The following is a 14,589-nucleotide window of genomic DNA, read 5'->3' as shown; positions in this document are numbered from 1 at the left end:
CCGAACCGGCTCGACACCCTCCCCAAACCAGGTTCGGGGAGAATCGCCACCCCGTCCCACAACACTGGGGAGTCCTGCCTGCCGATTCGGTGGGGTAGCGCTCCCCGGCACCGCCGGACAGCACCGCCTGGGTGCACTCCGAACCGGCTAACCAACCTCGTGTGGGGTCATGAGATTGAGCGGCGGGCTCAGCGGGCGGCTCAGGGGGTGAGGCGGTGGTGGAGGTGGGTGGTGGCGTGGATTGCCAGGGTTAGGGTCCAGGGGAGGGTCCAGATGGCGGCTATGAGTACGGCGGTTGTCGGGAGGTTGCTGGCTGGGGTGGGGTCGTTGGCGGCGAGGGTGATGGTCAGGGCTGTTAGGACTGCTTGGGCCAGGGGGAGGTGGCGACGGTGGAAGGGGCCGGGCGTGGGGAGTGGTCGGATCCGGCCGGGTGTGGGGTGCGGTTGATGGGTTCGGCTGGTTGGGGAGAGGAGCCAGCGGAGGTAGGTGGCGGCTGCTAGGCCGCTGATGATGCCGGCCGCGGTGCCTAGGGCGAAGGCGTTGGATTGGCGGCCGACTGCTTCGGCGGGGGTCTCTAGGGTGCTCCAGAAGGCGGTGGAGGTGCCGGTTCGGACCAGGACGACTGCGGTTGCTGCGAACAGTAGGAGGTAGCCCAGGATGCGGATTACTAGACCGGCGGTGGGTGAGCGGCGTTCGGCTAGGTCTGTCAGGCGGCCGACCAGCCAGCCGGCAAGGCCGCCGACCAGGGCGGCTAGGGACCAGGCGATCCAGGTGCCGACGTGTAGGCCGAGGCGGTCTTTGGTGAGCTCGGTGCTGACTGACTCGGCAGCTATCGCGAGCAGCCAGCCGGCGCCGGCACCCGCGAGGAGACCGCCGCTGAAGCCCATTGCGAGTCCGGCAGCCGCGCCGACGCCGATTGCGGTGGCCGTGACTGACCCCAGGAGCGTGGACAGGACGGTGCCCGACGCCAGCCACACGACCGAGGCCGCGACGACTCCGGTGACGATCGAGCCAGCCAGACGGACGGGCCAGCCGCCTTGCAGGAACAACCGGAGTACGGCATCCAGGACCTCGTTGACCGACTTTTCGGCCACCCATCGCAGCACCTTGCCGAGCGGTGTCCGCTCGGCAGTGCGTTGGTGTGACGCGGAAACCTGCCGCTGCGGGTCGTGGTCCGCAGGCATCACGTAGACGTAGCTCACGTCAGAACCTCCCGGGGCGGCGGGTGTTCGCGGGGTCAGCGGCCGAAGTCTGAGTCCTTGGGGACTTCCAGGTCGGACTTGGCCAGTTCTTCGATGTTGACGTCGCGGAAGGTGACGACCTTGGCGTTCTTGACGAAGCGGGCGGAACGGTAGACGTCCCAGACCCAGGCGTCGGCCATCGTCACCTCGAAGTAGACGTCACCGCCTTCGGTGCGGACCTTGAGGTCCACGGCGTTGCACAGGTAGAAGCGCCGTTCGGTCTCTACGACATATTTGAAGATCCCGACGACGTCCTTGTACTCCCGATAGAGCTGCAGCTCCATATCGGTTTCGTACTTCTCGAGATCATCTGCACTCATGCCTCCACCTCGCTAGCGCTCGGCTCCGTCATGAGCGCTGGGGCAGCTCTGTCTATTGTTCGCTCGCTACGCTCGCTCATCGACCGCTCTCCACTCCGGTGGGACTGGTGACATTCTGTCCCATATCGGGCCGCAGACTGCGGCGGACATTCTCGAACCGCCGTCGATGTTGTGGGCACGGGCCGTATTCGTCCAGTGCCGCCTGGTGCTCGGGGGTGCAGTAGCCCTTGTGGATGGCGAAACCGTACTGCGGGTACTCCTTGTCCCAGTGTTCCATCACGCGGTCCCGGGTCACTTTGGCGATCACGGATGCGGCGGCGATACAAGCCGCCACGCGGTCACCCTTCCAGATCGCCAGGCCCGGTACGCCGAGTCCGTCGACGCCGAAACCGTCGGTCAGCACGTACGACGGGCGGACGTCGAGGCGGAACAGGGCGCGGCGGAGCGCCTGGAGGTTCGCCACGTGCATGCCGAGGCGGTCGCATTCCGGGGCCTCGATCGAGACCACCGACCAGGCCACTGCCCGCTTGCGGATCTCCTCGTAGCAGCGCTCGCGGGCCTTGGCGGTGAGCAACTTGGAATCGGCCAGCTCGGGGATCTGACCGCGCTTGCCGTCGGGCAGGATCACCGCGGCCGCGACCAGCGGGCCGGCGCACGGTCCGCGGCCGGCCTCGTCCACGCCGGCGATCGGGTCCAGGCCGACCCGGCGCAGCGCTCGCTCATACCCGTAGAGCCCGGCGTCACGGCGTACCGTGCTCCCCCGGGGCAACACGCTCATCCAAGCCTCCGCATCACACAGACCACCCTAGGCAATCCCACCGACGAATGCGGGCGCTACTTGGGTGGCGGGGTCAGGGAGATCGAGGGCTTGGCCGGTGGCGGGCCCGCGGCGGCGGGGACGGCCTTGAAGGTGTCCGGTACGCCGAGTTTGGCCCAGCGGCCGGCCGGCCAGACGACCAGGATCGCGCGGCCGGTCACCTTGTCCAGCGGGACGAAGGCCGCGTCGCCGGGGTTGCCGCCGTCGGCGTCGACGTCCTGCAGGTGCACGCGGGAGTCGCCGGAGGCGGAGCGGTGGTCGCCCATCACGAAGATCCGGCCGGCCGGGACCGTCACCTGGAACTCCATCTGCGAGGCGGCGTCACCGGGGTACAGGTAACTGGTCTCCTCCAGCGGCTGGCCGTTCACCAGCAGGCGGCCCTTGGTGTCGCAGCACTCGACCTTGTCGCCCGGCATCCCGATCAGGCGCTTGATCAGGTGACCGTGGCTGGAGTCCGGGAGCAGGCCGACGACCTCGAAGAACCGGCCGATCGAGCCGCGCTTCTGGCCGCTCTCCTCGGCGCCGAGCCAGCCGCCCGGGTCCTCGAAGACGACCACGTCGCCGCGCTTGACGTCGGTGATCTTCTCGACGACGACCCGGTCACCGACCAGCAGCGTGTTCTCCATCGACTCGCTCGGGATGATGAACATCTGGCCGACGAACGCCCGCAGGATCGAGGAGACGATCAGCGCCCCGACGACGATCAGCACGAACTCGCGGGCGGCAGCCGCGAAGCCCGAACGATGGGCGGGTTTGGCGGCGTCCGTCTTCGTCGGTGTATCGGTCACTTCTTCAGCCCCGGCTTCTTGAAGGTTTCCGGAGGACGCAGCATCGTCATCCGGTCAGACGGCCAGATTACGCAACAGGCCCGGCCAACCACGTTCTCGATCGGGACGAACCCGCCACCGGGGCCGCCCATATGGGCACGGGAGTCCGCCGACTGGGCCCGATTGTCGCCCATCACCCACAGATGACCGGGTGGTACGACGACGTTGAACGGCATGTCGGAGGGGTGTGCGCCCTTGAGCAGGTACTCGCGTTCGTCCAGGGCGATCCCGTTCACCGTGACCAGGCCGTTGCGGTCGCAGCAGATCACCTTGTCGCCGGGCAGCCCAATCACCCGCTTCACCAGGTGACCCTCACCGCTGCGCGGCATGATGCCGACGAACTCACCGATCCGCCGGAACGGGCCCGGGATGGCCGGCGCTTCGTTCAGCCAGTTCGCCGGGTCCTTGAAGACGATGATGTCACCGCGGTCGACGTCGCGATGCAGGTAACTGATCTTCTCGGCGAGGATCCGGTCGTCCTTGGTGAGCGTGTCGTACATCGACTCCGACGGCACGTAGAACGCCTCTGCGACGAACAGCCGCAGCACCACCGTGATGACGAGTGCGAGCACCGTCACGGTGGTCATCTCGGTCAGCAGGCTGAGCAGCGGATTCCGCTGCTTCAGCCTGCGGTGACGTCCCTTGCTGCGACGAGCCCTGCGGGGTGCCGAGCGCGGGCGAGCGCGAGTCGCAGTGCTCGGCGCCATAGGTGACCGTCGTCGTTACGTTGGCTCAGGAGGCCGGGACGTTGTCCCGCTTCTCCTTGATCTTGGCTGCCTTGCCGCGCAGCTCGCGCAGGTAGTACAGCTTGGCGCGGCGGACGTCGCCGCGGGTGACGACCTCGACCTTCTCGACGATCGGGGTGTGCAGCGGGAACGTGCGCTCGACGCCGACACCGAAGCTGACCTTGCGGACCGTGAAGGTCTCCTGCAGGCCACCACCGTGGCGGCGGATCACGACACCCTTGAACACCTGGACGCGGGAACGGTTGCCTTCGACGACCTTCACGTGCACGTTCACGGTGTCACCGGCGCGGAAGGCCGGGATGTCGTCGCGCTTGCTCGCGTTGTCGAGCTCGTTCAGGATGTTGCTCATCAGGTGTCTCTTCTCTCGCGCGTGCCACAGGTCACCCGCGAAGGTGGTTGGTGAAGTTCATCGAAAAGCTGCCAGATCGGTGGTCACCCCCTGTGGCAGGAGCACCGAAAGAGCAGCAGCAGACAATCTTGCCACATGCCCCACACCGTGACGAAATCAGCTGGACCCGGCCACGCAGGGTGATCGCGGTCACTTCCGGCGGCGGCGCTTCGCGAGGTGGACGAGGTCGACCTTCGGGGTCTGCGCCTCGCGCCGCAACTCCCGGTAACCGGCTTTCTTGTACACGGCCAGGTTCCGCTCACTGAGCCCGCCGGTGTTGAGCTCGTACGTCGTCACCTCTGCCGGGGCGAGCTTCTCGGCGGTCTTCAGCAGGCGGTTGCCCAGCCCTCGGCCCTGCCAGTCGGGAGCCACGATCATGCGGCCGATGTAGGCCACCGAGCCGTCGACCGTCAGCTGAACCGATCCGACGATGCGGGTGCCCGCGACCGCCTTGAGGACGGTTCCCTGCTGGAGGCGCTCAGCCGCCGCGTCGACCGTCTCCACCAGCGGAGGGATCGAGTAGTCGTCGTACAGGCGTCCTTCGGAGAGGAAGGCGGCCAGTTGCAGGGTGTGGATCTCTCCTGCATCGCCCGCCGTGGCAGGGAGGATCCGAACGGCGTCAGCGTCGCCCTTGCCGGCCAGTACGTCGCCCCACGCGGCGAGCAGGTCCGGACGGCGCTCGGCGGTGCGGCTGACGGACTGCTCATGCCGCCACTCGGCGATCTTGCCGTGGTTCCCCGACAGCAGGATCTCCGGTACGTCGTGACCCCGCCAGCTCACGGGCTTCGTATAGACCGGGTACTCGAGCAGTCCGTCGCCCGAGTGTGATTCCTCGGCCAGTGACTCCGGATTGCCGATCACACCGGGCAGCAGCCGGGCCGCTGCCTCGACCATCACGAGTACGGCGACCTCTCCGCCGTTCAGCACGTAGTCGCCGATCGACACCTCGTCGACGCGCATCCGCTCACCGGCGTACGCCGCCACTCGGGCGTCGATGCCCTCGTACCGCCCGCACGCGAAGGCCAGCCAGGGCTCCTCGGCCAGTTCGTAGGCGAGCGCCTGGGTGAACGGCCGCCCGGCAGGCGTCGGCACGATCAGTCGGGGTTGCGTGGGGCCGTCAGGCGGCGCGACCGCGTCCAGCGCCTCACCCCATGGCTCCGGCTTCATCACCATGCCCGCGCCACCGCCGTACGGGGTGTCGTCGACAGTGCGGTGCCGGTCGTAGGTCCATTCGCGCAGGTCATGCAGCCGTACGTCGAGCAGTCCGCTCTGCGCGGCCTTGCCGACCAGCGAAACGTCCAGCGCAGCCAGGTACTCCGGAAAGATGGTGAGAACGTCCAACCTCATCGGCCTGCGTCTCCCGGCTCCGACGGAACCACCTCTGCACCCTCAGGGTCGAGCAGACCGGGCCGGTCCGCGACAGTCACGTACTTCGCGTCCAGGTCGATCTCCGGCACCAGTTCCTCGACCAACGGCACCAGTACGGCGTTGCCGCCCGGCCGGCGGATCTCCAGCAGGTCTTGCGACGGCAGGTGGACCACGTCGATCACCTCACCAGCCTCGTCACCAGTGGTGGTGCGAACCTTCAGACCGATCAGCTCGCGGTCGTAGAACTCCTCAGGGTCCTCCGGCCGCTCGTCCTCACCAATCTCGGCCTGGACCTCCAGGTTCCGCAGCAACTCCGCAGCAGTCCGGTCCGGCGACTCGACGAACTTCACCAGCAGCCGCCCGCTGTGCCAACGGCTGGAGTCCACGGTGAGCGTCCGCGGCGGCTTGGAGGTCGTGACCAGCTTCGCACCGTCTGCGAACCGCAGGTCGGGCTCGTCCGTGCGGACGATCATGCCGATCTCGCCCTTGATCCCATGCGCCCGGCCGATCCGGCCGACAATCACCAGCACTGCTAGTTCCTCTCAGAAGACAACGCCACAGTGTCTCAGGCGCTGCCGCTCCAGGGTGCAGGGGTCAGGACCCAGATGAGCTCGGCTGGTTCGGTGGGGCTGGAGTTGACCCAGGTGTGCGGCTCGCCGCCGGGGAAGGTCAGGGCGTCGCCGGCGGACAGTTGGACGCGGCGGTCGGTGAAGAGCATCTCGATGCCGCCGGTGATCACGTAGACGACTTCGTACTCGCAGTTGATCGTGTAGAAGTCCGAACCGCCGGTTCCGCCCGGTTCGGCGTCGGTGTGGACCACCTGGACGCGGGACTGGCCGCGCGGCGTCATCAGGCGCTCGTCGACACCGGCTCCGCCGAGGTTGATCGCGGGTGCGCCATCTCGCCGTACCAGCGCGACGTCCGGGACGGTGAAGAGTGAGCCGACGTCCAGGCTCATCACTTCGCACAGGGTGATCAGCGAGGCGACGCTGAGGGAGGTCTCGTCGCGCTCGACGCGGCTGAGGAAGCCCTTGGTCAGACCGGCTGCGGATGCGAGCTGGTCGAGCGTGTAGCCGTGCGCCTGCCGGGCGGCCCGCAGGCGGGAGCCGATCCGGATCTCGTTGTTCGAGGGCGACACCGGCAACGGACGCATCGAAGGTCCTTCCATCAGGCGGAAAACAAAGTGTGAGTCCTTGACACCCCATCATGCCGCCCCCGATGCTCGTACGACAACCTTTGTTGCCTGTCATGAAACATTCTCGAAACATCGGCCCGACCGTCCGGGAGAACTCACCATGCGGATTCCACGCTTCGCCCTTGCCGCCACGCTGGCCGCGGCCCTCGTCGTCACCTCGTGTGCGGCGCCCGACGCGGTCGAATCCCCGGCCGGCGGGTCCTCGACTCCCACGTTGACCAAGGACGAGGCTGCGGCCGCGCTCCTGCCCGACCCGATCAAGAAGGCCGGGACCGTCCGGGTCGCCTCCGGGGTGAGCTTCCCGCCGATGGAGTTCTTTGCCGCTGACAACAAAACGGTGCTCGGGTTCGACGCGGATCTCGGCGCGGCGCTCGGGCAGGTGCTCGGCGTCAAGTTCGAGTTCCAGAACACCAACTTCGACGGGATCATCGGCGGTCTGAACGCGGGCCGGTACGACCTCGCGCTGACCAGCATGATCGACAAGAAGGCCCGCCAGGAGACGGTGGACTTCGTCGACTACCTGAACTCCGGTGTCACCTTCATGGTTGTCAAGGGCAACAAGAACGGTTTGAAGGAGAAGAAGGATCTCTGCGGGCGCACGGTCGCGGTGGAGAAGAGCGCGACCGGCGACCTGACCGCCGACGACATCGCGAAAGAGTGCAAGCTGACCAAGCTGCCGTTCCCGGATCAGGCGAGCGCGGTCCAGGCACTCCAGTCCGGCCGCGCGGACGCCGTACTGGCTCTCGACCTGACGCTGGCCTACAACGTGAAGCAGACGCCGGACGCGTTCGAGATCGCGAGTAAGCCGTTCGACACGCTGCCGGTCGGCATCCCTGTGCCGAAGAACAATCCGAAGCTGCGCGACGCCGTGCAGGCCGCGTTGAAGAAGGTCATCGAGAGCGGCACGTACGACGCGTTGCTGGCGAAGTGGAATCTCACCGACCAGGCGCTGAAAGACGCGCCGATCAACCAGGGCAAGTGAGATGAGCACCGCCGACGAGCCGATCGTCCGGCTCCGGCATCCAGGCCGCTGGGTCGCGGCCGCCGTGATCGTCTTCCTGCTGGCCGTGTTCGTGCACTTCGTCGCGACCGCGCCGAAGCTGCGGCTCGATCTGGTGGCCGGGTACCTGTTCGAGAAGTCCATCATGCTCGGCCTGGTCAAGACGCTGCAGCTAACCGTGATCGCGATGCTCGTCGGTGTCGTACTCGGCACGATCCTCGCGGTGATGCGGCTGTCCGAGAACCCGGTACTGCGATCTGTTGCCGGAGGCTACGTTTGGCTGTTCCGCGGTACGCCGATCCTCGTGCAGCTGCTGTTCTGGTTCTTCCTCGGCACTGTCGTACCGCAGATCAGTATCGGACTGCCGTTCGGTGGACCCGACCTGATCAGCTGGCCGACGAACACCGTCATCACCCAGTTCACGGCCGCGATTCTCGGGCTCGGACTGAACGAAGCGGCGTACATGGCCGAGATCGTCCGGGCCGGGATCGGATCGGTCGACTCCGGGCAGCGCGAGGCGGCCGAGGCGCTCAGCATGAGTCCGTGGATCACCTACCGGCGCGTGATCCTGCCGCAGGCGGCCCGGCTGATCGTGCCGCCGACAGCCAACCAGACGATCTCGATGCTCAAGCTGACATCGCTGGTGCTGGTGATCGGGCTACCTGAGCTCACCACGACCGCCCAGCTGATCTACGGCCGCAACTTCCAGCAGATCCCGCTGCTGATCGTGGCCAGTCTCTGGTACCTCGTCCTGACCACGATCCTGACCATCGTCCAGAACCGGTTGGAGAACCGCATGAGCCGTGGAGTGCTCCGATGATGGTCGAGGCGGTCAACGTGCGGAAGTCGTTCGGCGACGTCGAGGTGCTGAAGGGGATCGACCTGACGGTCGGGGCCGGTGAGGTCGTGTCGCTGCTGGGGCCGTCCGGTTCCGGCAAGAGCACGTTCCTGCGCTGTATCAACCATCTCGAGCGGATCGACGGCGGCGAGATCAGTGTGAACGGCGAACTGGTCGGCTACCGGCGCCATGGCGGTCGCAAGTATGAGCTGCGGCCGCGGGAGACCGCAGCGGCTCGGCGCCATGTCGGAATGGTGTTCCAGCGGTTCAACCTGTTCCCGCACCGCACCGCCGTTGAGAACGTCATGGAAGCACCTGTGTTCGTCAAGCGGGAGACCCGGGTGGCAGCGCGGCAGCAGGCACTCGATCTGCTCGACCGCGTTGGCCTGGCGGACAAGGCGGCGGCGTACCCGGCCCAGCTGTCCGGCGGTCAGCAGCAGCGCGTGGCGATCGCCCGTGCGCTCGCGATGCGGCCGACGCTGATGCTCTTCGACGAACCGACCTCCGCGCTCGACCCCGAGCTGGTTGGCGAGGTGCTCGAGGTGATGAAGGGCCTTGCTGCCGACGGGATGACGATGATCGTGGTCACGCACGAGATCGGTTTCGCCCGGGAGGTCTGCCATCGGGTGGTCTTCATGGACGGCGGAGTCGTCGTCGAGGCCGGCCCACCCGCGCAGGTGCTCAGCAATCCCAGTCACGCCCGGACCCGGACCTTCCTGCAGAAAGTGCTCTGAGATGACCGATAACCAAGGCCCTGTTGATGCAACCAGGATCCCCCGGTACGGCGGCCCGCCCACGTTCGCGCGGTTGCCGCGGATCGACGAGGTGGACCGCGCGGATGTCGCGGTGATCGGCGTACCGTTCGATTCCGGTGTCAGCTACCGGCCTGGCGCGCGTTTCGGGCCGGGGCATATCCGGGCGTCGTCGAAGCTGCTGCGTCCCTATAACCCGGTGCAGGATGTGGAGCCGTTTGCGCTGCAACAGGTAGCCGATGCTGGTGACATCGCGTGCAATCCGTTCGACATTCTCGAGGCGGTGCAGCAGATCGACTCGGGTGTGCGTGAGGTGATTGGGTTCGGCGCGAAGCCGTTGACGATCGGTGGCGACCACACGATCGCGCTGCCGCTGCTGCGGGTCATGCACGAGGCGCACGGGCCGATCGCGGTCGTGCACTTCGACGCGCACCTGGACACGTGGGACACATACTTCGGTGCGCCGATCACGCACGGTACGCCGTTCCGTCGCGCATCTGAGGAGGGGCTGATCGACCAGACCGGGTCGCTGCATGTGGGTATCCGCGGGTCGCTGTATTCGCGGGAGGATCTGACTGATGACCAGGTGCTGGGGTTCCAGGTGATCGGGGCGCATCAGTTCGACGACCACGGGTGGCGTGGGGCGGTGGACCGGATCAAGGCGCGGGTTGGTGACCGGCCGACGTACGTGTCGCTGGATATCGACGTACTGGACCCTGCGTTTGCACCGGGGACGGGGACGCCGGAGGCGGGTGGGATCACCAGTCGGGAGTTGCTGCAGATGCTGCGGGCTTTCGCTGAGCTGAATCTGGTTGGGGCGGACATCGTGGAGGTGGCGCCGGCGTACGACCACGCTGAGGTGACTGGGATCGCGGCTGCGCATGCGGCGTACGAGTTGATCAGCGCGATGGCGCCCCGGACCGATGGCTGAGACGGTGACAGGCGGCGCGGCCGTCGTGGACAGTCTGGTGGCTCAGGGTGTGCGGCATGTGTTTGGCATTCCGGGTACGCACAATCTGGAGATCTACCGGTATTTGCCATCGTCGGGGATCCGGCACGTCGTGACGCGGCATGAGCAAGGGGCCGGGTACGCCGCCGACGGGTACGCACGGGTGACGGGCGGCGCGGGGGTGCTGATCACCACTTCGGGACCAGGGATCACAAACGCGATCACTGCTCTCGCAACGTCGTACGCCGACTCGGTCCCGACGCTCGCGATCTCGCCGGGCCCGCCGCGCGGGACGGTCGGGAAGGACATCGGCTGGCTGCATGAGCTGAAGAACCAGCAGGGCGCACTGGACGCGGTGTGCGACCGAAGCATCCGCGTGGAGAACGCCGACGAACTGCCGGAAGTCATCGCAGACATCTTCGCCGGGTTCACATCCCGGCGACCGCGACCGGTGCACCTGGAAGTGCCAGTCGACGTCCTGGAAGGCGAGTGGGTACGCCGCTCCGTCGCCGGACGAACCGCGGTTGAGGAGGCGGGGTTCGCCGGACCAACCGCGGTTGGGGTGGCGGGGTTTGGGGAGCCGACGGCGGTTGAGGTGGCGGCTATCGAGGCGGCGTTTGCGGGGGCTCGGCGGCCGCTGCTGGTCGCGGGTGGTGGGGCACGGGGTGCGGCTGCGGAGATCCGCGCGCTGGCGGCTAACGGCGTACCGGTGCTGACGACTGTGAACGGCAAGGGTGTTGTCGACGAATCGGATCCGGTTGCGCTGGGGGCGTCGATCCGGCTGCCGGCGGCTCATCGGGTGATTGCCGAGGCCGACCTGGTGGTTGCCGTGGGCACCGAACTTGGGGACTCGGATCTGTGGGGTGGTGTCGCGCAGGCCGCCAAGGTGGTCCGCATCGACGTTGATCCGGAGCAGCTGCACAAGAACCTTCGTGCTGATCTCGCGGTCGTGGGTGATGCGCGTCGGGCGCTCCAGTTCACCACCCAGCAGTTCGACACCTCGCACGTGAGCGAGTGGCAGAAGGCGATTCGGGCTGATGCTGACCGGGATGCCGGGCCGTGGGCGGCGATCCAGGACTCACTCAAAGCCGCGCTCCCGGCCGATACCGTGATCGCGGGCGACAGCTCACAGGTCACGTACTACGGGACTGTCCACTACTGGCGGTTCACGACCAGCAACCGGCTGCTGTACCCGACCGGCTACGCCACCCTCGGCTACGGCCTACCGGCTGCGATCGGCGCGAAGGTCGCGCAGCCGGAACGTCCGGTGATCGGGCTGTTCGGCGACGGCGCCGCGATGTTCACCATCCAGGAGCTCGTCACCGCGACCGAGCTCCGCCTGCCGCTCCCGATCATCGTGGTCAACAACGGCGGCTACGCCGAAATCCGCGAACAGATGGTCGACCGCGGCATCACCCCGCAAGCAGTCGACCTCTACCAACCGGATCTCCCCGCCATGGCCCGCGCGATCGGTGCGTACGGCGTCGAGGCGGACTCGATCGACGTACTAGGCGAGCTAGCAGCCGCAGCCCTCACCGCAGACCGGCCAACCCTCATCCACCTCCTCCTCGACGGGACCGCAGAGTGACCCCCTTCAGCCAGCGCCACCCCGCGACGCATCTCTCGAGCGGCTGGAGGCGGGCGTGACTACTCTCTCCAACGTGATCGGCGGCGAGGCCAGCACGGCTGCGGCGTCGATGGAGTTTGTTGATCCGGCTACGGCGCAGGTGCTTGGTACGGCGCCTCGGTCGCGCACGGCCGAGGTGGATGCGGCGGTCGGGGCGGCAGACGAGGCGTTCCGGGGCTGGCGGCGTACGACGCCTGGTGAGCGGCAGCGGGCGATTCTCGGGCTGGCGGATCTGGTGGAGCGGCATGCGGATGAGCTTGTCGAGTGCGAGGTCCGCAACACGGGGAAGCCGCGGAAAGCGACGCGGGAGCTCGAACTCCTCCCCTGCGTCGACCAGTTGCGGTTCTTCGCCGGTGCGGCCCGGGTATTGAGCGGGATCGCGCAGGCGGAGTACGAAACCGGCTTCACCTCCTCGGTACGCCGGGAGCCGGTCGGCGTGGTCGCGCAGATCACCCCGTGGAACTACCCGCTGATGATGGCGATCTGGAAAATCGCACCGGCGCTAGCGGCCGGGAACACCGTCGTACTGAAGCCGGCCGACACGACGCCGTGGAGCACAGTCCGGCTGGCCGAGCTGGCGCAGGAGGTGTTGCCGCCGGGGGTGCTGAACGTGGTCTGCGGCGATCGGGACACCGGACGGCTGCTGGTGACGCACCGGCGGCCGGACATGGTGGCGATCACCGGGAGTACGCGGGCTGGTGCCGAGGTGATGGCCGCGGCCGCGCCGACGCTCAAGAACGTGCACCTGGAGCTGGGTGGGAAGGCGCCGGCGCTGGTGTTCGCTGACACCGACCTGCGGCGGACGGCTGAGGAGATCGCGTTCACGGGGTTCTTCAACGCCGGGCAGGACTGTACGGCCGCAACACGTGTGCTGGTCGAGCAATCGGCGTACGACGAGTTTGTCGACGAGCTCAGCGCTGCAGCCCGGGCCAGCCGGGCGGGGGCACCGGATGAGCCGGAGGTGGCGTTCGGGCCGCTGAACAGCGCGGATCAGAAAGGCAGGGTCGAGGAGTTCCTGACTGGGCTGCCCGCGCACGCGGAGATCGTGGCCGGCGGCACTGGTCGTGGACCGGGGTACTTCCTGGACGCGACGGTGATCGCCGGGGCGCGGCAGGACGATGACGTGGTCCAGCGGGAGATCTTCGGGCCGGTACTGACCGTGCAGCCGTTCAGAGACGAGGCCGAGGCGATCCGGCTGGCGAACGGTGTCGACCTCGCGCTGGCCTCCAGTGTCTGGACCACCGACCACGGCCGCGCGACCCGCCTGGCCGCCGAACTGGACTTCGGCACCGTGTGGATCAACTGCCACCAACTCCTGCCGGCCGAGCTACCGCATGGCGGCTTCAAGCAGTCCGGTACCGGTAAGGATCTCTCGGTCTTCGGGCTCGAGGACTACACCCGGCTCAAGCACGTGATGAGCGCCTGGAGCTAGACATGCGTGAAGGCCGCGCTCCCAGTGGGAAACGCGGCCTTCAGCGGAGCTCTAGCGGCGCGGCCGCTTGTTGAACTCGTCAACGAAGTCGATGCGCAGCGACTGCTCGGCGCTGAGCGCTCCGACGACCGTGCGGATCGCGGTGGCGGTCCGGCCGTTGCGGCCGATCACCTTGCCGATGTCGTCGGGGTGCACGTGCACCTCGAGCGTCCGGCCGCGGCGCAGGTTACGGGCCCGGACGCTCACGTCGTCCGGGTTGTCCACGATGCCTCGGACCAGGTGCTCCAGCGCCTCGGTCTCCATCACCGTCAGGCCTTGGCGTCGTCGGCCGGGGCCTCGGCAGCGGCCTCGTCAGCCTTGGGAGCCTCGTCGGCCTTGGCCTCAGCGGCTTCAGCCTTCGGGGTCTCGTCCTTGGCAGCGGCCTTCTTCGCCGTCTTCTTGGCGGTGACGGCCTCGGTCTTCAGCGTGCCGTGGGCCTCGGCCAGCGCCTCGTTGAAGATCTCCTGCTTGTCGCGCTTCGGCTCCTTGACCCGCAGCGGGGCCGGAGCCTCCAGGCCCTTGAACTTCTGCCAGTCACCGGAAGCCTTGAAGATGGCCTCGACGGCCTCGGTCGGCTGCGCGCCGACGCCCAGCCAGTACTGCGCCCGGTCCGACTCGACGTGGATGAACGACGGCTCGGCCTTCGGGTTGTACTTGCCGATCTCCTCGATGGCGCGGCCGTCACGCTTGTTGCGGGCGTCCATCACGACGATGCGGTAGTGCGGCGCACGCTTCTTGCCGATGCGCTTCAAACGGATCTTGACTGCCACGTTTGCGGGAACTCCCTTGGGATTACATGTCTGGGTGAGCAGCACGGCGTCGTGGGGACAACGAGTAACCGCTCGAATGGGCCGAGCCAGGCCGTGGAGTTAGAGGGCTGCACAAACCTGGACGGACTCAGCCAACCATTCTGCCAGATCCCCGCCCACCCGCCCAATCCGGTCCCACCCACCCTCGCCGTACCCCCCACCCCTCGCCGTACCCCCACCCCTCGCCGTACGCCCCCCTCGCCCTCCCCGCCCAAAGGTGGGCCCGCTGCTCTTTGTGCAC

General features: G+C 67.5%; 17 protein-coding genes. 6 read left to right on the top strand and 11 right to left on the bottom strand.

The annotated features are described in order from the left end of the window. Positions 1 to 200: 200 nt before the first annotated feature. The 9 genes from ABD231_RS23155 to ABD231_RS23115 form a co-directional block, all read right to left on the bottom strand. Positions 201 to 1,202: a hypothetical protein gene (locus ABD231_RS23155; protein WP_344155603.1), complete on the bottom strand. Its 1,002-nt coding sequence runs from the start codon at positions 1,200 to 1,202 to the stop codon at positions 201 to 203. A gap of 35 nt (positions 1,203 to 1,237) precedes the next feature. Further along, entirely contained in the window at positions 1,238 to 1,561 is a 324-nt protein-coding gene (locus ABD231_RS23150; protein ID WP_012922325.1) for a DUF2469 domain-containing protein, read from the bottom strand. A gap of 76 nt (positions 1,562 to 1,637) precedes the next feature. After that, positions 1,638 to 2,339 (bottom strand): ribonuclease HII, encoded by a 702-nt coding sequence (locus ABD231_RS23145; protein ID WP_344155600.1) that lies wholly within the window; start codon positions 2,337 to 2,339, stop codon positions 1,638 to 1,640. 56 nt (positions 2,340 to 2,395) lie between these two features. After that, entirely contained in the window at positions 2,396 to 3,166 is a 771-nt protein-coding gene (lepB, locus tag ABD231_RS23140) for a signal peptidase I (RefSeq protein ID WP_344155597.1), read from the bottom strand. Then, complete coding sequence (gene lepB / locus ABD231_RS23135; RefSeq protein ID WP_344155594.1) at positions 3,163 to 3,792, bottom strand: signal peptidase I; 630 nt, start codon at positions 3,790 to 3,792, stop codon at positions 3,163 to 3,165. Before lepB (ABD231_RS23135) ends, lepB (ABD231_RS23140) begins: the two co-directional genes overlap by 4 nt. Positions 3,793 to 3,937: 145 nt before the next feature. Further along, positions 3,938 to 4,300, bottom strand: coding sequence for a 50S ribosomal protein L19 (rplS, locus tag ABD231_RS23130; protein WP_344155591.1), 363 nt, complete (start codon positions 4,298 to 4,300; stop codon positions 3,938 to 3,940). Between the two features lie 189 nt (positions 4,301 to 4,489). Next, positions 4,490 to 5,686, bottom strand: coding sequence for a tRNA (guanosine(37)-N1)-methyltransferase TrmD (gene trmD / locus ABD231_RS23125; RefSeq protein ID WP_344155588.1), 1,197 nt, complete (start codon positions 5,684 to 5,686; stop codon positions 4,490 to 4,492). Then, positions 5,683 to 6,237 (bottom strand): ribosome maturation factor RimM, encoded by a 555-nt coding sequence (gene rimM / locus ABD231_RS23120; RefSeq protein ID WP_344155585.1) that lies wholly within the window; start codon positions 6,235 to 6,237, stop codon positions 5,683 to 5,685. Before rimM ends, trmD begins: the two co-directional genes overlap by 4 nt. Positions 6,238 to 6,272: 35 nt before the next feature. Beyond that, on the bottom strand, positions 6,273 to 6,860 hold the full coding sequence (locus ABD231_RS23115) for a helix-turn-helix domain-containing protein (RefSeq protein WP_344155582.1): 588 nt from the start codon (positions 6,858 to 6,860) through the stop codon (positions 6,273 to 6,275). Positions 6,861 to 7,002: 142 nt separating this feature from the next. Here ABD231_RS23115 and ABD231_RS23110 point away from each other — a divergent pair, with 142 nt between their 5' ends. From ABD231_RS23110 to ABD231_RS23085, 6 genes are read left to right on the top strand one after another with little or no spacing between them, the layout of a single operon-like run. After that, positions 7,003 to 7,884 (top strand): ABC transporter substrate-binding protein, encoded by an 882-nt coding sequence (locus ABD231_RS23110; RefSeq protein ID WP_344155579.1) that lies wholly within the window; start codon positions 7,003 to 7,005, stop codon positions 7,882 to 7,884. A gap of 1 nt (position 7,885) precedes the next feature. Continuing rightward, positions 7,886 to 8,722, top strand: a complete 837-nt coding sequence (locus ABD231_RS23105) for an amino acid ABC transporter permease (RefSeq protein ID WP_344155576.1) — start codon at positions 7,886 to 7,888, stop codon at positions 8,720 to 8,722. Then, the gene (locus tag ABD231_RS23100; RefSeq protein WP_344155844.1) at positions 8,722 to 9,474 is read left to right on the top strand and encodes an amino acid ABC transporter ATP-binding protein; all 753 of its coding nucleotides are present in this window, start codon (positions 8,722 to 8,724) and stop codon (positions 9,472 to 9,474) included. The genes ABD231_RS23105 and ABD231_RS23100 overlap by 1 nt, the downstream gene beginning before the upstream one ends. Position 9,475: 1 nt before the next feature. Next, positions 9,476 to 10,423, top strand: coding sequence for an agmatinase (gene speB / locus ABD231_RS23095; RefSeq protein ID WP_344155573.1), 948 nt, complete (start codon positions 9,476 to 9,478; stop codon positions 10,421 to 10,423). Continuing rightward, entirely contained in the window at positions 10,416 to 12,029 is a 1,614-nt protein-coding gene (locus ABD231_RS23090; protein ID WP_344155570.1) for a thiamine pyrophosphate-binding protein, read from the top strand. The genes speB and ABD231_RS23090 overlap by 8 nt, the downstream gene beginning before the upstream one ends. Positions 12,030 to 12,084: 55 nt before the next feature. Further along, the gene (locus ABD231_RS23085; protein WP_344155567.1) at positions 12,085 to 13,500 is read left to right on the top strand and encodes a gamma-aminobutyraldehyde dehydrogenase; all 1,416 of its coding nucleotides are present in this window, start codon (positions 12,085 to 12,087) and stop codon (positions 13,498 to 13,500) included. Positions 13,501 to 13,551: 51 nt separating this feature from the next. Here ABD231_RS23085 and ABD231_RS23080 read toward each other — a convergent pair whose 3' ends face one another. Together ABD231_RS23080 and rpsP are read right to left on the bottom strand one after the other, a co-directional pair. Beyond that, complete coding sequence (locus tag ABD231_RS23080) at positions 13,552 to 13,803, bottom strand: RNA-binding protein (protein ID WP_344155841.1); 252 nt, start codon at positions 13,801 to 13,803, stop codon at positions 13,552 to 13,554. 5 nt (positions 13,804 to 13,808) lie between these two features. After that, positions 13,809 to 14,309 carry a 30S ribosomal protein S16 gene (gene rpsP, locus ABD231_RS23075; protein ID WP_344155564.1) on the bottom strand — a complete coding sequence of 167 codons (501 nt, stop codon included), beginning with the start codon at positions 14,307 to 14,309 and terminating at the stop codon, positions 13,809 to 13,811. Between the last annotated feature and the right edge of the window lie 280 nt (positions 14,310 to 14,589).

Source organism: Kribbella yunnanensis, assembly GCF_039529655.1.
Taxonomy (GTDB): Bacteria; Actinomycetota; Actinomycetes; order Propionibacteriales; family Kribbellaceae; genus Kribbella; species Kribbella yunnanensis.
The sequence above is the reverse complement of the archived record's forward strand: the minus strand, read 5'-3'. Positions and strand labels throughout refer to the sequence as shown.